The sequence below is a fragment of the Rhodomicrobium sp. R_RK_3 genome (assembly GCF_002198715.1).
Taxonomy (GTDB): Bacteria; Pseudomonadota; Alphaproteobacteria; order Rhizobiales; family Rhodomicrobiaceae; genus R-RK-3.
In genome coordinates, this window is sequence record NZ_MWLK01000029.1 from 24853 (window position 1) to 43229 (window position 18377).

Here is an 18377-nt window from a genome sequence, read left to right on the forward strand (position 1 = left end):
AGTCGTAACGGGCGGCCGGGGTCGTTCCGGCCGCCCCGGCGCGATCAATAGCCGTCGACCTCGACGACCGCTTCGGCGAAGGCTTGCGGCGCTTCCTGCGGCAGATTGTGGCCGATGCCGCCATCCAGCGTGCGGTGCGAATATTTGCCGGAGAATTTCGCGCGGTAGGCTGCGGGCTCCGGGTGCGGCGCCCCGTTGGCGTCGCCTTCGAGCGTGATGGCGGGCACGGTGATGACCGGGGCCTTGGCGAGCCGCGCTTCCAGCGCGTCATATTTCGCCTCGCCCTCGGCGAGGCCGAGCCGCCAGCGGTAATTGTGGATGACGATCTCGACTTGATCCGGGTTGACGAGCGACGCGGCGCTGCGGTCGAACGTGGCGTCGTCGAACGCCCATTTCGGCGACGCGAGCTGCCAGATCAGCTTGGCGAAATCGTGCCGGTTCTTGTCGTAGCCGAGCCGGCCGCGTTCGGTGGCGAAATAGAATTGATACCACCATTGCAGCTCGGCCTTGGGCGGCAGCGGCATCTTGCCCGCCTCCTGATTGCCGATCAGGTAGCCGCTCACCGAAACCAGCCCCTTGCAGCGTTCGGGCCAGAGCGCCGCGATGATGCAGGCCGTGCGCGCGCCCCAGTCGAAACCGGCGATCAGCGGCTTCTCGATCTTCAGCGCATCCATCAGCGCGACGATATCGACGGCGACCACCGATTGCTGGCCGTTCCTCGGCGTGTCGGCTGCGAGGAAGCGGGTCGTGCCGTAGCCGCGCAGATGGGGGACGATCACCCGGTAGCCCGCCGACGCCAGGGCAGGCGCGACATCGGCGAAGGCATGAATGTCATAGGGCCAGCCGTGTAGCAGAATGACCGGAGGGCCGCCGGCGGGACCGGCTTCCGCATAGCCGATATTGAGCACGCCGGCGTCGATCTGCTTCAGCGGCCCGAAACTGGTATGAGCGCCCGGCTCGATCGCGGGCAGGGCGGCGGGTTTTGGCGTGCCGCCTTGCGCATTGGCGGCGCCGATCAAGCCGAGCTGGGCGGCTGCGATGGTCAGGGCCGTATTGCCGAAAAACCGGCGGCGGCTGAGGTCGGTAAGGTCGGACATTCGTTTTCCTTGCAAGGGTTTCCGAAATTGTGAGAGCGCGCCGCCGCGCCGGAAAGCATCGGCCGTTTGTCCTAGCCGAAGGTGAACAGATCGCGGGCGCCGCCGCTATAGAGGCGCCCGCGCCGAGGTCGGCGTTTCAGCCCGTTTCCTTTGCGGGACCGGCGGCTATTTCGCTGCCGCCGCCGCCGCGCTCTCGATCAGCTTCGCGACCGGCTCCGGGTGCGAGATCATCACCACATGCGAGGCGCCCTTCACCGCGACGGTCTGCTTGGACTGCGCCCGCTCGGCCATGAAAGCGAGGGCCTGGGGCGGGATGTTCAGGTCTTTGTCGCCATAGACGAACCATGAGGGGATGGCCTTCCATGCGGGGGCGTTCGAGGGCTCGTTCAGCGCCGCTTCGGTGATCGGCCGCTGCCCGGCCGCCATCAGCACCGCTTCGGCCTTCGGCACATCGGCCGCGAACTGCGCGCCGAACTTGTCCTGCTGGATGTAGAGATCCTTGCCGCCGCCCGTCAGCGCGACGGGAGGAGCAAGCGTCGGCCCGAGCGTGCTGCCGGGGAACTTGCCCGACAGGCCGGCGGCGGTTTCGCCCGCGTCCGGCGCGAAGGCCGCGACATAGACCAGCGCCTTGACATTGGCATTGCCGTTGGCGGCTTCGCTGATCACCGACCCGCCATAGGAATGGCCGACCAGCACGACCGGGCTTTTGATCCCGGCCAGCAGGCTGGCGACGTAATCGGCATCGCCCTTGACGCTGCGCAGCGGATTGGCGGCGGCGACGACCGGATAGCCGTCCTTCGCCAGGATTTTGATGACGCCGTTCCAGCTCGATGCATCGGCGAATGCGCCATGCACCAGGACGATGGTGGGCTTTTCGGACTGCGCCAATGCCGGGCTTGCGAATAAGGCTCCGGCGAGGGCCAGTCCTGCGGCGAGCTTTTTCATCCGAGGTTTCCTTCGTGCGTTTCGTTCAAGACGGCTTCGGCTCAGACCAGTGTGATGGTCACGTCGATATTGCCGCGGGTGGCCTTGGAATAGGGGCAGATCTGATCCGCAGCATCGATGATCGCCTGGGCGACGTCGCGCTCCACCCCGGGCACGCTGATATTGAGGCGCGCCCGGAGCTGGAAGCCGCCCTCCTCGGTCGCGCCGAGATCGACTTCGGCGTCGATGGCCACATCGGCGGGAAGTGAAACGTTGAGCTTGCGGGCGGCGACGCCCATAGCGCCTTCGAAGCAGGCCGACCAGCCGGCGGCGAAAAGCTGCTCCGGATTGGTGCCGTCGCCAGGGGCGCCCGGGCGGGACAGCTTGATGTCGAGATGCCCGTCGGAGCTGCGCGAGGCGCCTTCGCGGCCGCCGGTGGTGTGGGTCTTGGCGGTGTAGAGAACTTTTTCGATCTTGGTCATGGCCTTGCTTCCTTGTGATGAATTGAACTGCTTATGACACGATTAAATGGGATGCGATGTTAATGAAGTCTTTCGAATATCAAACCGCTTCGAAAGGCCCGAGATGCGCCGCGTAGGTTTCCGCCCCACATGACAGCGCGATGGCGGCGCCCAGCGCCACGATTATAAGAAACCTCGTATATTCGAGCATTTCTGCCTCCTCTTTGGTGCTGCGTCGCCTGTCGATAGCGCGATTAAATCGCTCGCAAACTATTCGCTCGATATGTGGCGCGGGTCAAGCGCTTGCTATTCCATCGCGCATCAACTATTTGTGGGGACGGCGTTATCGATGGTTCGGATGCCGTGAGGAGCGTTCTCTATGGCCAAGGAAAAGCTTCACGCCGTTGCGGACGGGGTCCCACAGCTCGACGACTTCCTGTGTTTCGCTGTCTACTCGGCCAATCTTGCCTTCAACCGGCTCTACAAGCCGCTGCTGGAAGACCTCAACCTGACCTATCCGCAATATCTCGTGCTGGTGGCGCTGGCGGATGAGGACAATCAGACCGTGGGCGGGCTGGGCAGCAAGCTGTTCCTGGATTCCAGCACGCTGACGCCGCTGCTGAAGCGCATGGAGGGCGTCGGCTATCTGACGCGGCAGCGTGATCCCGAGGACGAGCGGCAGGTCAGAATCCGGCTGACGCCCGAGGGGCGGCGCATCCGCGAGGCCGCGCTCTGCTTTCGCGGCGGTCTGCTGATGGCCACCGGGCTCACGCCGGCCGCCTTCGCCAAGCTGCGAGAGGATCTGGTGACGCTGCGGGACAATCTGACCGATGCCGCCCGCGTAAAGCCTTAGGCGCCATAGCCGCTAGAAATGATATTTATAGCCGAGTTCCAGCCCGGTATAGCTCGGCCTGCCGTCCGAATAATCCCGCTCCAGCTTGATCGAGACGGTATTGCCCTCATCGATCTTGTAGGTGAAGCCGGTGCCGATTTCCGGCGTGTTGTAGTCGTTCTTGCCGTCGAAGGCGTCGCGATAGCGCAGGGTGAACATGTTCCAGGTGGTGCGGTCGGTCAGCGGGATGTCGCCGGCCAGCCTGAAGACATAATACGGGAAGTCGTCGCTATCGCCTTCGATGAAGACGCGCTCTCCGACTCCGCCGGTGCCGCTCAGATTGAAGCGCTTGTTGAAGAAGGAATGGGTGTAGCCGACGACGCCTTCGGTATTGAGCGTCTGCTGGTCGATACTGGTGGTGTCGTAATATTTCATATAGCCGCCGACGATGATGCCATTGTCGAAGACATGCGCGCCGTTCAGCTCGACATCGGTGCCCCGATTGTCGCTGAAATCATCCGGCTGGCGCTCCAAGGTCACCGCGATGCCGACCGTGCTGCTCTCCGCATGGGCGGCAGGGACCGCCGTCACGGCAAGGCAGCCGGCCAATGCGCGCAAAACCAACTGTTGCGAAATCATCTTCAGTTCCCCGGTAAGTCGATGTCGTCACCCTCAGGAACGCAAAACCGCGATCGGTAATCGATTACGCAACGTTTGCCGCTGCCCTTTGCCAGCCGAAGCCGGCTAAGGGTTGTGGAGCGAATCAAGTTCTACTTTTGCGATCATAGCGGCTCGGATTGCGCGGCGCTGGACGTTCTTCCGCTCGTCCTCAACATGTCCCGCGCCGTCTGGAGGTGGACAAAGCCCGCCCGTCTTTTATGATGTTGGTCAGCAGATATTCGGCGCGTCAGGGGAGGACCGCCAATGGCCCCAAATGGAGCCGGAGCGCTTGGCCGCTTCACCCTGATCGATCTGACTCGTGTCCGGTCGGGACCGGCCTGCGTCCGCCAGCTCGCCGATTTCGGCGCCAATGTCATCAAGGTCGAGATGCCGCCCGCAGCGGATGCCGGCAGCGAGCCGCTGGGCGGTCCGCGCGAGGGCTCCGATTTCCAGAACCTGCAGCGCAACAAGCGCAGTCTCACTCTCGATCTGAAGCAGCCCGATGGCCGCGCCATCCTCGACCGCATCGTCTCCGAATCCGATGTGCTGGTCGAGAATTTCCGGCCCGACGTGAAGGACCGGCTCGGCATCGGCTATGAGCATATGCGCCGGGTCAATCCGCGCCTCGTCTATGCCAGCATTTCCGGCTTCGGCCAGGACGGCCCCTATCGCGACCGGCCTGGCTTCGACCAGATCGCGCAGGGCATGGGCGGGCTGATGTCGATCACCGGCATACCCGGCCAGGGGCCGGTGCGCGCGGGGCTCCCGGTCGCCGATCTCAGCGCCGGCCTGTTCGCCGCGCTCGGCATCCTCACCGCGCTGCTCGAGCGCGAGGTCTCCGGCGAGGGGCAATGGGTGACGACCTCGCTGCTGGAATCGCAGATCTTCATGCTGGATTTCCAGGCCGCGCGCTTCCTCGCCGATGGCGTCGTGCCCAAGCAGGCCGGCAACGACCACCCGACCAGCATCCCGACCGGCGTCTTCGAGACCTCGGACGGGCTCATCAATATCGCGACGACCGGCTCGGCGATCTGGAAGCGCTTTTGCGAGGCCGTCGAGGCGACCGAATTGCTGGGCCGCGCCGAATACCGCACCGCCCGCGACCGCTCCGCCAACCGCGCCGCCCTCAATGCCGAGATCGCCGCGATCCTGCGCCAGCGGCCGACCGATGACTGGCTCGGCCGGCTGAACGCGGCGGGCGTGCCCTGCGGTCCCATCTATGCCATCGACGAAGTCTTCGCCGACCCGCAAGTGCGCCATCTCGGCATCGCCCAGAGCGTACAGAGGCCGGACGGCACCAGTGCGACCATGCTCGGCCAGCCGGTGACGCTCGCCCGCACGCCCGCTATGCTGCACCATTCGGCGCCCGGGATCGGCGAGCATACCGACGAAATCCTGGCCGAATTCGGCTACGACGCCGACGAGATCGCGGCGTTCCGCGCGCGCAAACTGATCTGACATCCGGAGGACGGGCCTTGACCATGACAGACAAGATGCTGGCCGCGAGACAAGGCCGCGTCGGCATCATGACCTTCAACAATCCGGAGAAGCGCAACGCCGTCTCCTATGAGATGTGGGAAGCCGCCGAGGTCATTTTGGAGGATTTCGCGGCCGACCCGGAGGTGCGCGTCATCGTGCTGACCGGCGCGGGCGGCAAGGCTTTCGTCTCCGGCGCCGACATCTCCAAATTCGAGAGCGAGCGCGCGACGCTGGAGGCCCAGCAGCGCTACAACACTCTCATCGAGCGGCTTTACGACCGTATCTACACCATCGACAAGCCGACCATCGCCATGATCCGCGGCTATTGCATCGGCGGCGGCCTCAACCTCGCCGTCTGCTGCGACATGCGCTATGCGACGCCGGACTCGCGCTTCGCCTTGCCCGCCGCCAAGCTTGGCCTCGGCTACGGCTATGCGGGTCTGCGCCGCTATATCGAGACGCTGGGACCGGCGGTGACCAAGGAGATTTTCTTCACCGCGAAGCAGGTCGGCGCCGAGGAAGCGTTTCGCTGGGGCCTCATCAACCAGATCGTCGCCGACGAGGCGCTGGAGCAGGTGGTCATGGAGACCGCCAACACCATCGCCGACAACGCGCCGCTGACCATCAGGGGCATCAAGCTCTCGATCGTTGAGGCGCTGCGCGATCCGGAGGCGCGCGACCTCGACCGGGCCGCCGAAGCGGTCGCAGCCTGCTTCTCTTCGCAGGATTACATCGAGGGGCGGCAGGCTTTCATGGAGAAGCGCAAACCGAACTTCACCGGGCGCTGAGGGCGGCATGGCGGAGGTCGCGCTCGTCCGGCTGTCGAAGCTTTATGCGGGCCGCCCCGTCGTCGATGCCGTCGACATTTCGGTGCGCGACGGCGAATTGCTCTGCGTCATCGGCCCGTCCGGCTGCGGCAAGAGCACGACCTTGCGGCTGGTCGCGGGCTTCATCACGCCGAGCGCGGGTGAAATTCTGGTCGGCGGCAGGAAACTATCCTGGCCGGATGGCTGCCTGCCGCCCGAGCGCCGCAACATGTCGATGATCTTCCAGAGCTATGCGCTGTGGCCGCATATGACGATTGCGGAGAATGTCGGCTACGGCCTGACGCTGCGCCGCCTGCCGCGCGCCGAGATCGCCGCGCGGACCCGGACGATGCTGGATGTGGTGAAGCTCGGCAGCCTCGCCGACCGCTATCCCTCGGAACTCTCCGGCGGCCAGCAGCAGCGGGCGGCATTGGCGCGGGCGCTCGTCATCGAACCGGAGACGCTGCTGCTCGACGAACCGCTCTCCAATCTCGACGCCTCGCTGCGCGAGGAGATGCGCTTCGAGCTGCGCCGCTTGCATGACGAGTATCGCTACACCACCATCTACGTTACCCACGACCAGTCCGAGGCGATGACCGCCGCCGACCGCATCGTCGTCATGAATGAAGGCCGCGTCGAGCAGATCGGCCGCCCGCAGGAGATTTACGAGAAGCCGCGCACCGAATTCGTCGCGCGCTTCTTCGGGGGCGCGAATATTCTCAGCGGCACCGCCGTGGACCCGTCCGCGCTGTCAGTGGATGGGGTGACGATCAATGCCGCCGAAAAGCTGTTCGAGGCGGGACGGCCCGGCGCGCTATCGATCCGCTTCCATGATGTGAGAGTGCATGCCGCGCGCCCATCAGGTGCGAGCGGCATGCAGGGTCTGCCGATGCGTGTCGCGCGCCGGACATTTCTGGGGCCGACCGTCGATCTGGCGCTCGAACATGCCGGCGGGACGGCATTCCGAGCCTCCACTTCGCCCGATCTCGCCATCCCCGCCGATGGAGAGGTTTTCGTCGAACTGCCCGCCGAGAAATGCCGCCCCTTGCAGGTGCGGGCGGAGGGTTAAAGGCATGATCCCCAAACCACACGCCCCTTTTTGTCATCCCCGCCAAGGCGGGGATCCAGTAACCCCGGTGCTTGTGGCGGCACTCTGCCTGGAAATTCGGCGCTGCGGAGTACTGGATCCCCGCTTTCGCGGGGATGACAATTGTGGATGCGGCTGCCTCGCGAGAAAATCCGCCGCAAGCTGCAGATGAACGACAAACAGAGGCCGAACGGCCCGTCTTGCGCAGAAGAGGAAACGCAGACATCCAGGGAGGAAACCATGCGGATTCCATTAGGACTGGCGGGCGTCATCAGCGCTTTCGCCATCAGTGGCGCGCTCGCCGCGCCGCCCGAGCCGGTGTCGATCACACCGGCCCTGATCGAGGCAGCGAAGAAGGAAGGCGTCGTCGCCTATTACACCGCCGTCGACGTGAAGGTGGCCGAAAAGGTCGCCCAGGCTTTCAAGGAAAAATTCCCCGGCATCGAGGTCCAGGTCGAGCGCACCGGCGCGGAACGTCTCTTCCAGCGCATCGGCCAGGAACTCGAAAGCGGCATCAACAATGCCGACGTCATCAACACCTCGGACGCCTCCCACGCGCTCTATTGGAAGCGCAAGGGCTGGCTCGCGCCGGTGCTGCCCGATGAGGTCGCCAAGAAATTCGATAAGGCCTATTACGATGCCGAGGACGGCACCTATGCGGTCTGGCGCGCCACGCTCAGCCCTATCGGCTACAACACCACGCTGGTGAAACCCGAGGCCGCGCCGAAAAGCTTCGCCGATCTGCTCGACCCGAGATGGAAGGGCAAGATCGTCAAGGCGCATCCCGGCTATAGCGGCACCGTCCTGACCGCCACGCACCAGATCGCCCGCGACCTCGGCTGGGACTATCTCGACAAGCTCGGCAAGCAGGAGGTGATGCAGGTGCAATCCGCCACCGACCCGTCGAAGAAGATCGTTAGCGGCGAGCGCGCCATTGCCGCCGATGGCACCGAGTACAATCTCATCCTCGCCAAGCGCTCCGGCGCGCCGATCGAGATCGTCTACGCCGCGGAAGGGACGCCCTTCGTGCCGGGACCGTCCGCCGTGCTGGCCAAGGCCCCGCACCCAAATGCGGCGCGGCTGTTCTATATCTGGTCGTTCAGCCTCGAAGGCCAGCAGCTCATGCATGATGTCGGCGGCCTGCGCTCGGTGCATCCGGATGTGAAGGAGCTGGAAGGCGTCAAATCGCTCAGCGAAATCAAGCTGATGAAGGACGACGCCGACGATGCCGAGAAGCACGCCGAAGACCTGAAGGCGCGCTACGCCAAAGCCTTCGGCACCTGAGAGCCGACCGGGCAGCGGGCCCTCGGCCGGCTGCCCAAAATCCTTTGAGGTGCAGGGCATGGTCTCGACAGGGACACTCGAGGGCGTCGGCGGCCGCGCGGAGGGCTGGCGTTTGCGCGTGGATGGCGGCGCGGCGCTGATGGCGGCGGCATCGGGGCTGCTGGCGCTCTTGGTCATCCTGCCTTTCGGCTGGCTGGCTTATTTCGCCTTCACCTCGCCGGACGGCGCGTTAACGCTGGCCAATTTCACCGCGCTCGTCACCGACCCTTCGCTCGCCGCCCCGATCCGCACGACGGCGATCCTGGCCACCTCCGTCGCGCTGGCAAGCATGGCCGTCGCCATGCCGCTCGCCTGGCTCGTCGCGCGCACCGACATCCCAGCCCGCCGCACCATCCGCATCCTGATGACGGCCTCTTTCGTGACGCCGCCCTTTCTCGGCGCCATCGCCTGGGAAATCCTCGCCGCGCCGAATAGCGGCATCCTCAACCGCCTCTGGCGCGATCTCTCCGGTGCGGAAGTGCCGCTGTTCAACATCTATTCGCTCTCCGGCCTGATCTTCGTCATCGCCTGCTACACGACGCCTTTCGTCTTCGTGCTGCTCGCCAATGCGCTCGACCGCATCCCCGCCGAACTCGAAGACGCCGCCGGCATCCTCGGCGCGCGGCCCTTGCGTATTCTGCGCGACGTGACGCTGCCGCTGGTGCTGCCGGCGATCCTCGCCGGCGCGCTGATCGCCTTCCTGCAGGCCATGGTGCTGTTCGGCTCGCCCGCGATCCTGGCGCTGCCCGCCGGCTTCCACACGATCACCACCAAGATCTTCATGCTGTTCCAATTCCCGCCCAAACCGCATGTCGCGGCGGCGGCGGCTCTGCCCTTGCTGGCGGTGACGGTGCTGCTGCTCTGGGGACAGCGGCGGCTGATGGGGCGGCGGCAATTCACCGTCATCGGCGGCAAGGGCGGCACCACGCGCCGCGTCGCGCTGGGACGCTGGCGCTATGCGGCGCTTGCCTTCGCGCTCGGCGTGCTGGCCTTCCCGGTGTTCCTGCCTTACGCCGCGCTGCTCAAGGCCGCCGCCACCCGCGTCGCCTCCGATCCGCTCTCCTGGTCGACGCTGACATGGTTCAACGTCCATTTCGTCTTCTACGAATTCTCCCAGACCATCCCCGCGATCTGGAACACGCTGATCCTCGCCGCCTCCGCCGCGACGCTCGGCGCGCTGCTTGCCTTCGCCATCGCCTGGCTGGTGAGCCGCAGCACCCATCCGGGACGGCATGTCGTCGAATTCCTGGTGACGGCGCCGGTCGCCATCCCCGGCATCGTGCTCGGCGTCGGGCTGTTCCTCGCCTATGCGCGGCCGCCGCTGATGCTCTACGGAACGCTCTGGATCCTGTTCCTCGCCTATCTCACCATCGAATTGCCGCCCGCCTTCCAGCAGATGCGCAGCGCCTTTCGCGCCGTCCATCCGGAACTCGAAGAGGCGAGCCGCATCCTCGGCGGCACAAGGCTGACGACGCTCTGGCGCATTTCGGAGCCGCTGGTGCGCCCGGCCCTGGTGAGCGCCTGGTGCTTCATCTTCATCGGCGTGGTGCGGGAATTATCGGCCGCGATCATGCTGTTCACCGCGCGCACGAAAGTCTTGTCGGTGGTGATCTATGACCTCAATGAGAGCGGCGATCTCGGCGCGATCGCCGTGCTCGGCATCACCATGCTGGTCGGCACACTCGCAATCGTCGCCTTCGCGAGCCGGCTGGCCGCCGCGCCCAATCTGGTGCAGCGGGCAGGCTAGGGCAGAGCCCGGCGAGCCCGCGCATCACGCGCGCGCCAGACGCTGCTACCGCCGCTCCAGCTTGGCCTGGATCGCGTAGCCGCCGAACAGGCGCGCCGTCGTCGCGCGCAGGCCGAGTTGCGCGGCGTGGGCGGTGATCTTGCTCTCGAAGGCGGCGATCGGGCGGACGGAGAAGCGGCCGAGCCAGGCGTGCTGGGCGCGGCGCATCAGCGCCGGATATTGGGCGAAATCGCCGAAATCGACGATCTGGATGGCGCCGCCCGGCGCCACATGGCTGGCGGCGGCGCGGACCACCTCCCGCCAGGACGGCACCATCGACAGCACATAGGAGATGAAGATGCGGTCGAAGCGCTCGGCGCCGAACAAAGCCGTAGCGTCGAAATCGGTGGCGTCGCCGGCGGTCATCGTGATGCGCCGCTCAAGCCCCGCCCGCTCCACCGAGCCGCGGGCCGTCCGCAGCATTTCCTCCGACACGTCCAGCCCGTAGAGCCGCGCGGAGGGATAGCGCCGCGCCGCCAGCACCAGATTGCGCGCCGTGCCGCAGCCGATCTCCAGCACCGTGCCGCCCTCGGGCACGTCGAGATCGGCGATCACCCGGTTGCGGCCGAGCAGGTAATAGCGCCGCGTGGCGTCGTAGATGAAGCGCTGGCGGCGGTAGATGCCGTCCATATGGTCGGCGGCGGAAGCGATGTGCGACATGGGCTCAAGCCTTCAAGAGATAGAGGTGGAAGCCGCCATAGATCGCCGAGCGGTCCCTGGCCGTCAGCGCGCGGGAGAGGTCGGCCGCATAGTCCCAGCGGCCGAGAATGTCGGCCGGCACGCGGCCCGGCAGGATGCTCGCCTCGCCGGCGGTGCGGAAGATGACGCGGGCGCCGGGGCGGGCGGTGCGGGTGATCTCGCGCCAGAGCCGGGTGAGATCGGCGTCGCCCATCCAGTCCTGCGCGTCGAGCAGCACATAGCGGTCCATGCTCTGTGCGGGCGCGGCGGCCAGATGCTCGGTCAGCGAGACGTGATGCACCGAGACGCGCGAGGCGTTCTTGCGCAGCGCGTCGAAATTGGCGCGGTCGAGATAGGGCGGCAGGGTGCCGCGTCCCGAACTGGCATAGCGGCGGCCAAAGGCCTGCCAGGCAAAGTAATTTTCCTCGAGCGGGAAGCCGCAGGCCAGCCGTTCGAGGCGCTGGCGCAGCACCTCCGCCATGCCGCCCTCCACCTCGCCGACCAGCGCGCGATATTGCGCCGGCGGAATGCCGAGGCCGTAGAGCGAGGCCGGGCGGTTGACCAGCCAGCGCACGGTGCGGCGGCGGAAGAGCGGCGCCAGTTCGCGGTCGAAGATCCGGCGCTGCTCTTCCAGCGTCCCCGCTTTCAGCAGCGTGCGCGGATTGACGCCGTGCAGCCGCGCGACCAGATGGCTCGCGCCGATGAAATTGCCCAGGATGCCGGCGCGGTAGAAATTGCTGGCGAAGCGTCCGATCCGCCGGCCGCGGCGGACGCCGTGGCGGCCATACCAATAGGCGGCGGTACGGGCGTCCAGGTGCGGCAGGATATACCGCTTGAAGGCGGCGATATTGTCCCGCGTGTCGGCCGCGCCGAAGAAGCGGTAGAAGGCGTCGTAATCCGGCAGATGGCTGGCGGCGGCCAGTTTCAGCCGGTTCAGCGCGATATGGGCGGCATTGATGTCGACGGCGGTGACATGGGCCGGGCCGGCGGTGAGGTAGCTCAGCACGTTGCAGCCGCCCGAGGCGATGGTGATGATGCGGCTGTTTTCATCGAGCGCCAGCGCTTCCAGATCGACGGCCGGGTCTTCCCAGATCTGCGGATAGACAAGGTTGGAGAACACCATCGCGAACAGCCGCTCGCGCAGGCCCTCGGCCGAGAACAGCCGGTTCCGCGCCACCGCCGCGCCGATCATCGCGCCGCTTCTGGGTCTCGTCGCTTCTGTCCTGTCCAGCAATCCTGCCTCCTGGTTTGCGTTTCGATTCGGGGATTAGACGCGGGTCTCGACCGCATGCTCCGCCTCGAGCGGGGGGAGCGGCAGGGCGCCGTCGGCCTCGAGCGGCGCCGCCTCGGCCTCGATCAACGCGATCGGCGCCGCCGCCGCGATCATCGCCGGAGCCGCATATTTCGCGGCCTCCTCGTGCCAGCGGATCAGCCGGATCTGGCCGTCATGATCTTCGGCGAGCGCCGTGCAGCTTTCGACCCAGTCGCCGCAATTGATGTAGCGGATGCCGTGGATCATGCGGTCGGCGGCATGATGGATATGGCCGCAGATCACGCCATCGGCCTCGCGGCGCTTGGCCTCGTCGGCGATGGCGGTCTCGAACTCGCCGATGAAATTCACCGCGCTCTTGACCCGCTGCTTCAGATAGGCCGAGAGCGACCAATAGCCGAAGCCCAGCCGCCGCCGCACCCAGTTCAGCGGATTGTTGCACCAGAGCGCGATCTCATAGGAGCGGTCGCCGAGGAAGGCCAGCCATTTGGCGTAGCGCACGACGATGTCGAACTCATCGCCATGCATGACGAGGATACGGCGGCCATCGGCGGTCTGATGCACGAAATCATGGTGGATCTCGATGCCGCCGAAGCTCATGCCACAATAGTCGCGCAGTGCTTCGTCATGATTGCCGGGGATGAAGATGATGCGGGCGCCCTTGCGGACTTTGCGTAGCAATTTCTGCAGCACGTCATTATGCGATTGCGGCCAGACCGGCCCGCGCTTGACGCGCCAGAAATCGATGATGTCGCCGACGAGATAGATGGTTTCGGCGTCGTTGAGCCGTAGAAATTCCAAGATGGCATCCGCCTGACAGGATCTCGTGCCGAGATGAGTGTCGGAGATGAAGAGAGTCCGGAAGCTCCGACCGTCCCGATCGCGGTCTTCCTGGTGGCCGTGGGGGTCGTATACGCTCAGCATCAAAGCGTCCTGTTTCTCTCATGCAAAGGAAACCGATTTACATATCAAGCGTGTGACAAGGGACCGATTGGGGCGGCGCGGTGTTAGACTGATGATCGCAAAGCGTCCGGATGTCGCGGGGTGGAACGAAAATCTTGCAATCTCGGCGTGCTTTGGCAAAGGTTGCGCCGCAAACGGAGTATCGGGAGCCGCATTCGGCGGCCATATCGGGAGATTTGTGATCGTAAGCGTTCATCTTTGTACGCACCGATTCGCGCGGCTTGGCCTCGCGGCGGTGTTCCTCCTGGCGGTGCCGTCTTTGGCATTGGCCACAAACGAAGACGAGGCCATCAAGCCGGCGGCGATCGAAGCCGGAGCAACCAAGCCTGCCGAGACTGAAACCGGCGCCGCCAAGCCGGCGGAGGGCGATGCCGAAGCCGCCAAGCCCGAGCCTGTCGTGGGCGAAGCGCTGAAGCCGGTGGAGAATGAGCAGCTCTTTCTCGACCGCCTGTCGCAAGCCGAATCGGGCGGGCGGCAATATGCCAAAAACCCCCGCTCGAGCGCGCTCGGGCCGTTCCAGTTCATCCACGCCACCTTCTTCGACGTGGTGACGCGAAACTTCCCCGAGATCGCCGAAGGCAAATCGCGGGCGGAGATTTCCAAGCTGCGGGTCGACCCGCATGTCGCCCGCAACGCCGCGCGCGCCTATACCCGCGAAAATGCCGCTTTTCTCGAAGCCAACGGCCTGACGCCGGACGCAGGCGCCCTGCGGCTGGCCTTTCTGGTCGGTCCGAACGCGGCCGTCGATCTGCTGTCCGCCGAACCGTCGGCCTCCGTCGCCAGCGTGCTCGGCAAGGCCGCCGTCGGCGCCAACCCGTTCATGGCGCGCATGACCGCCGAGCAGCTCATCGAGCGCGCCAAGCGCGAGGCCGAAGGCATCCGCCCCCTGCGGGGACGCGGTGCGCGCAAAGGCGCCGCGGCGCTCCCCGCCGTCAAATATCGTTGTGCGATCAGCCGGCCGAGCTGCCAGAAATGGGTGGCCCTGGCCAAGCAGCGCGCGACAAGGAAAGTCGCCGGCGACTGAGGCGGCAACGGCTCGCCCAGAATTCATGCATTCGGAATCATCCCCCCGCGACGGCACGGGGCATCTTGCGCATCGGCGGAAGAGGTCAGGCGGAAGCCAAAGATCCGAGTTTGTGAATCCTGGCGCCCTCGCGTTTCTCGCGGCGGGGGCCACAAAAAAAACGCGGTGCAGGGCTGCACCGCGTTTTCGAGACAGAGATTAGGGAGAGTTCGTCTTCTTATTTCAGGGCGTCCTGATAGGCATCGCCGCCCAGATGATAGGTCAGGCGGGCGCGCACGGACCAGAAATCCTGGTCTTCGTCGCTGAAATCCTGCTCGCCGAAATTGTAGTAGAGGCCTTCGAGACCGACGCTGACATTCTGCGCGATCTTGTGGTCGACGCCGAGGCCGACGACGAAGCCGTCCAGCGTGTCGTCATCGCCGAAATTGTCGTCCTGGCCGAGGAAGGCCCAGCCGCCGGTGGCATAGAACAGCGTTGCGCCTTCGGCATAGCCGAGGCGGGCGCGGACGCTGCCGAGATAGTCGATGTCGTCACCGAAGCTGACATCGCCCTCGACGCCGAGCACGAGGCCATTCGAACGCTGCCAGTTGTAGCCGAGATGGACGCCGCCGAGGAAGATGGTGTCGTCGCCATCATTGTCGCCGAAGTCGCGCACATCCGAGAAGCGGCGATCATTGTCGTCGTCGTCATTGAAGGCTGCGCCGGCATTCACGCCGAAATAGAGGCCGCTCCAGGTGATCGCCGGCAGATATTCGCCCGGCGCATCCTTGTAGCTGCCACGGCCGAGATCGGCCGCGCTGGCCGAAGCCGCCGCGCCGACGAGCAAGGCCGCCCCGAGTAATGCTGTCTTCATGGTCAAGTTGTGTCCCCCAATTCAGGATGGTTGTGCTTAGCGCATGGGCTGAAGGTAGGAAGCGAGCCGGGGGAGAAAACCAACCCAAGATGGATTTTGCCTTTATCGAACAACTTTGAGTTGTGGTGCATTTTGCGATTGGAAAAAATCGTTTAAAATCAACCGCTTGATAACAAATTTGGCTGTGTCCCAAGGGCAACAGGCTGGAGCATTCGGGCCAGATGCGTAAAGTCCGTGCAGGCGGCGGTAAAGGCTTGCAGGTGTTATGAAAAAGAAAACGGCGCGTGAATCACCACGCGCCGTGCAGTCTGTCGTTGAAATGAAGCCGAAAGGCTTACTTCAGCGGGCTTTCGTAGCCGGAATTGAAGTGGTAGTTCAGGCGGGCCTGGACCGTGAAGAAGTCGCGGTCAATGTCAACGCCCTCTTCGACGGAATCGGACGAGAAGTTGTAATAGAGGCCTTCGACGCCGAAGCTCACATTGTCGGTGAGCTTGTAATCCCAGCCGCCGCCTACAACGAAGCCGACTGCCAGATCGTCATCGAACGCTGCCGAGACATCGTCAGCGTACTGCAGGAAGGCAACGCCGGCGGTGCCGTAAACCAGCGACTTGTCAAAGGCATAGCCCAGACGGCCGCGGATGCTTGCCAGATAGTCGGTCTGATCGAAGCCAGCTTCGGTTTCGTCGTTCACCAAGCCGATCGAGCCTTCGAGGCCATACACGACGTTGCCCTGCTGCCAGTTGTAGCCGAGCTGAACGCCGCCGACAAAAGCATTGTCGATGTCGAAGTCGCCTTCGCCGTCGATTTCAACGGTGTCACCGAAGGTCGAGCCGGCATGGACGCCAGCATAGAAGCCGGTCCAGGTGATGGCCGGGAGGTAAGCGGACCCCTCGTCCTTGTAGCTGCCGCCATGGCCGCGGCCCAGATCGGCTGCGGAGGCTGCTGCGGTGGCTGCGATCAGAAAGCTTGCGCCAAGAAGCGCGGTCTTAAATGCGTTCACGTTGTCCCTCATTTTATGGGTCCTGATGTTCCCGTGGCGGGACAATAAGTGCGACTCAGGGGAGGGTGAACCAACCGGAAGGTGAGCGCATTCCGAACCAATCGCTCTGCGTGTTGGTGAAAATGCGTATATAATGCATTTTTGAAAAAGCATTCTAAAACAATGATTTAGGCGACTTTCGGCTCTGTTGCATTGCAGCAACGCCCGTTGCTGATTTCACCTGAATGCATAATTCGCGGGCGAAGTGGTTACTCCGCCCGCGAAATTGCTTATTTCAGCGGATTTTCGAAGCTGTTGCCGAACTGGAAGTTCAGGCGAGCCTGCACCGTGAAGAAGTCACGGTCGATATCAACGCCGTTCTCAGCCGAATCGGACGAGAAGTTGTAGTAGAGGCTTTCGACGCCGAAGCTGAGATTCTCGGTGATCTTGCGCTCGATGCCGCCACCGACCACGAAGCCGATGGAGGTGTCATCATCGAGAAGGTCAGCGGCTTCGTCAGAAGCGCCGAGGAAGGCAACGCCAGCCGTGCCATAGACGAGGTTCTTGTCGATAGCGTAGCCGAGACGGCCGCGAACGCTGGCCAGGTAATCCGAAAGGTCCTCACCGTTCAGCTCGTCATCGATCAGGCCGATCTGACCTTCGATACCGTAGACGACGTTGCCCTGCTGCCAGTTGTAACCGATCTGGCCGCCGCCGGTGAAGGACTCGTCGATGTCGACACCTGAATGGAAGTCGCCTTCCGACGCGTCGAATCGGTCGCCAAGAGTCGCGCCGGCATAGACGCCGGCATAGAAGCCGGCCCAGGTGATGGCGGGGTAGTAGGACTGATCGTCCTTATAGCCGCCTTCACCATGGCCGCGGCCCAGATCGGCTGCGGAGGCTGCGGCAGAAGCGGAGATCAGAAGGCTTGCGCCAAGAAGCGCGGTCTTGAATGCGTTCACTGTATCCCTCATGTGGTGGATCCCGATGTTCCCGGATGACGGGACCATATGTGAGCCGCCGAGGGCCGGTGAACCGACCGGAGGTTGAGTGAGGCTGGAGCTAGCCGCACTGCGTGTAGGCGAAACTGCGTATATTGTGCAATCGCGAAAAATGCTTGCAGATCAAAGGCTTAATGTGTTTTTGCGGTAGTGGCTTGCGGGCAACAGCGCCTAACCAATTGATTTGAATACGTAATTCGCCGGCAGAATCCGCGGGCGGAACGGCTGTCCCGCCCGCGAATCAGCTTACTTCAGGCCGTAGCCGCCACCGAGATGGTAGGTCAGGCGGGCGCGGGCGACGAAGAAATTGGCATCTTCATCATTGTCTTCGCCTTCGAAGCCGTAATAGAGGCCTTCGACGCCGACGCTGACATTGTCGCGCAGCTTGTGCTCGAGACCGAGGCCGGCGACCCAGCCCGTATCCGAATCATCGCCGAAATTGTTCTCGTCGAAGCCGATGAAGGCCGCGCCGCCCGTGGCGTAAGCCAGGGTCGGGCCGAACGCGTAGCCGAGACGGCCACGGATCGTTGCCAGATAGTCGATATTGTCGGCAAAGGTCACGTCGCCTTCAATACCGTAGACGACATTGGTCGGCCCCTGCCAATTGTAGCCGACATGACCGCCGCCGACGAAATTGTCGTCGACGATTTCGACGTCGTCCGTATCATCGAAGCCGACGCCGGCATTGAGACCGATATAGAAGCCTGTCCAGCCGATCGGCGGCGAATAGTCCACCGGTCCGGCGTCCTTGTAGCTTCTCTCGCGGCCGATATCGGCAGCTTGTGCGCTCCCCGCGATGGCGGTGAGAGCCAGGGCGCCGAGCACCCCGAAGCCAACGGATTTCAACGATGTCATAGTAGTCCCCCGTCTGATTTGGAACGCTTCACGATCGCGGCGCACGATTGCACCAGCGGATGCTAAAGTGTTAAGCCCTGCATTGGGCGGGGGTATGGCGAGGAGGAGGTACAATCGTGGCGTGTGCTATATGTCACGGTCGAAATGCAACTCATTAAAATTGAAAAAGATTTTTTTGCATTATGTACAAGGCGCGCCATAAGCAAAAATCCGGCCTGTGAATCCCGGTCGCCTTTTGGTTGAATTAAGGCAGAACGACACTCGGTTCGTGGCCAAGCGCGCATCCGCCTTTGCTGTTT

General features: G+C 64.1%; 18 protein-coding genes. 7 read left to right on the forward strand and 11 right to left on the reverse strand.

Features of this window, described 5'->3' with window-relative positions; all coding sequences use genetic code 11:
* Positions 1–44: 44 nt before the first annotated feature.
* The 3 genes from BLEFHOIH_RS15970 to BLEFHOIH_RS15980 form a co-directional block, all read right to left on the reverse strand.
* Positions 45–1097, reverse strand: a complete 1053-nt coding sequence (locus tag BLEFHOIH_RS15970) for an alpha/beta hydrolase (RefSeq protein WP_088347022.1) — start codon at positions 1095–1097, stop codon at positions 45–47.
* Between the two features lie 165 nt (positions 1098–1262).
* Positions 1263–2042, reverse strand: a complete 780-nt coding sequence (locus tag BLEFHOIH_RS15975; protein ID WP_088347023.1) for an alpha/beta hydrolase — start codon at positions 2040–2042, stop codon at positions 1263–1265.
* A 41-nt stretch (positions 2043–2083) separates the two neighbouring features.
* Entirely contained in the window at positions 2084–2503 is a 420-nt protein-coding gene (locus BLEFHOIH_RS15980) for an organic hydroperoxide resistance protein (RefSeq protein WP_088347024.1), read from the reverse strand.
* A gap of 358 nt (positions 2504–2861) precedes the next feature.
* Between BLEFHOIH_RS15980 and BLEFHOIH_RS15985 the strand changes: the two genes are divergently transcribed.
* Complete coding sequence (locus BLEFHOIH_RS15985) at positions 2862–3335, forward strand: MarR family transcriptional regulator (RefSeq protein WP_088347025.1); 474 nt, start codon at positions 2862–2864, stop codon at positions 3333–3335.
* 12 nt (positions 3336–3347) lie between these two features.
* Here BLEFHOIH_RS15985 and BLEFHOIH_RS15990 read toward each other — a convergent pair whose 3' ends face one another.
* Positions 3348–3953 (reverse strand): hypothetical protein, encoded by a 606-nt coding sequence (locus BLEFHOIH_RS15990; RefSeq protein ID WP_125461746.1) that lies wholly within the window; start codon positions 3951–3953, stop codon positions 3348–3350.
* Between the two features lie 285 nt (positions 3954–4238).
* Here BLEFHOIH_RS15990 and BLEFHOIH_RS15995 point away from each other — a divergent pair, with 285 nt between their 5' ends.
* The 5 genes from BLEFHOIH_RS15995 to BLEFHOIH_RS16015 all read left to right on the forward strand — a co-directional run bounded on the left by BLEFHOIH_RS15995 (position 4239) and on the right by BLEFHOIH_RS16015 (position 10416).
* Positions 4239–5432, forward strand: coding sequence for a CaiB/BaiF CoA-transferase family protein (locus BLEFHOIH_RS15995; protein WP_088347027.1), 1194 nt, complete (start codon positions 4239–4241; stop codon positions 5430–5432).
* Between the two features lie 23 nt (positions 5433–5455).
* The gene (locus BLEFHOIH_RS16000; RefSeq protein WP_245297044.1) at positions 5456–6241 is read left to right on the forward strand and encodes an enoyl-CoA hydratase; all 786 of its coding nucleotides are present in this window, start codon (positions 5456–5458) and stop codon (positions 6239–6241) included.
* Between the two features lie 7 nt (positions 6242–6248).
* Complete coding sequence (locus BLEFHOIH_RS16005) at positions 6249–7328, forward strand: ABC transporter ATP-binding protein (protein WP_088347029.1); 1080 nt, start codon at positions 6249–6251, stop codon at positions 7326–7328.
* Between the two features lie 258 nt (positions 7329–7586).
* Complete coding sequence (locus tag BLEFHOIH_RS16010) at positions 7587–8630, forward strand: extracellular solute-binding protein (protein ID WP_088347089.1); 1044 nt, start codon at positions 7587–7589, stop codon at positions 8628–8630.
* A 58-nt stretch (positions 8631–8688) separates the two neighbouring features.
* On the forward strand, positions 8689–10416 hold the full coding sequence (locus tag BLEFHOIH_RS16015) for an iron ABC transporter permease (RefSeq protein ID WP_245297040.1): 1728 nt from the start codon (positions 8689–8691) through the stop codon (positions 10414–10416).
* Positions 10417–10461: 45 nt separating this feature from the next.
* Here BLEFHOIH_RS16015 and BLEFHOIH_RS16020 read toward each other — a convergent pair whose 3' ends face one another.
* From BLEFHOIH_RS16020 to BLEFHOIH_RS16030, 3 genes are all read right to left on the reverse strand, one after another.
* A complete protein-coding gene (locus BLEFHOIH_RS16020; RefSeq protein ID WP_088347030.1) occupies positions 10462–11115 on the reverse strand; it encodes a class I SAM-dependent methyltransferase in 654 nt (217 codons plus the stop codon).
* Positions 11116–11119: 4 nt separating this feature from the next.
* On the reverse strand, positions 11120–12325 hold the full coding sequence (locus tag BLEFHOIH_RS16025) for a DUF3419 family protein (RefSeq protein WP_088347031.1): 1206 nt from the start codon (positions 12323–12325) through the stop codon (positions 11120–11122).
* 75 nt (positions 12326–12400) lie between these two features.
* Positions 12401–13327, reverse strand: coding sequence for a UDP-2,3-diacylglucosamine diphosphatase (locus tag BLEFHOIH_RS16030; protein ID WP_088347032.1), 927 nt, complete (start codon positions 13325–13327; stop codon positions 12401–12403).
* 298 nt (positions 13328–13625) lie between these two features.
* Between BLEFHOIH_RS16030 and BLEFHOIH_RS16035 the strand changes: the two genes are divergently transcribed.
* A complete protein-coding gene (locus BLEFHOIH_RS16035; RefSeq protein WP_125461747.1) occupies positions 13626–14390 on the forward strand; it encodes a hypothetical protein in 765 nt (254 codons plus the stop codon).
* A gap of 217 nt (positions 14391–14607) precedes the next feature.
* Here the strand turns inward: BLEFHOIH_RS16035 and BLEFHOIH_RS16040 are convergent, their stop codons facing one another.
* The 4 genes from BLEFHOIH_RS16040 to BLEFHOIH_RS16055 form a co-directional block, all read right to left on the reverse strand.
* Positions 14608–15243: an outer membrane beta-barrel protein gene (locus BLEFHOIH_RS16040; RefSeq protein ID WP_088347034.1), complete on the reverse strand. Its 636-nt coding sequence runs from the start codon at positions 15241–15243 to the stop codon at positions 14608–14610.
* Between the two features lie 334 nt (positions 15244–15577).
* Positions 15578–16243 carry an outer membrane beta-barrel protein gene (locus tag BLEFHOIH_RS16045; RefSeq protein ID WP_176427221.1) on the reverse strand — a complete coding sequence of 222 codons (666 nt, stop codon included), beginning with the start codon at positions 16241–16243 and terminating at the stop codon, positions 15578–15580.
* A gap of 269 nt (positions 16244–16512) precedes the next feature.
* A complete protein-coding gene (locus BLEFHOIH_RS16050) occupies positions 16513–17184 on the reverse strand; it encodes an outer membrane beta-barrel protein (RefSeq protein ID WP_170937194.1) in 672 nt (223 codons plus the stop codon).
* Positions 17185–17469: 285 nt separating this feature from the next.
* Complete coding sequence (locus BLEFHOIH_RS16055) at positions 17470–18078, reverse strand: outer membrane beta-barrel protein (RefSeq protein WP_088347037.1); 609 nt, start codon at positions 18076–18078, stop codon at positions 17470–17472.
* Positions 18079–18377: the final 299 nt, after the last annotated feature.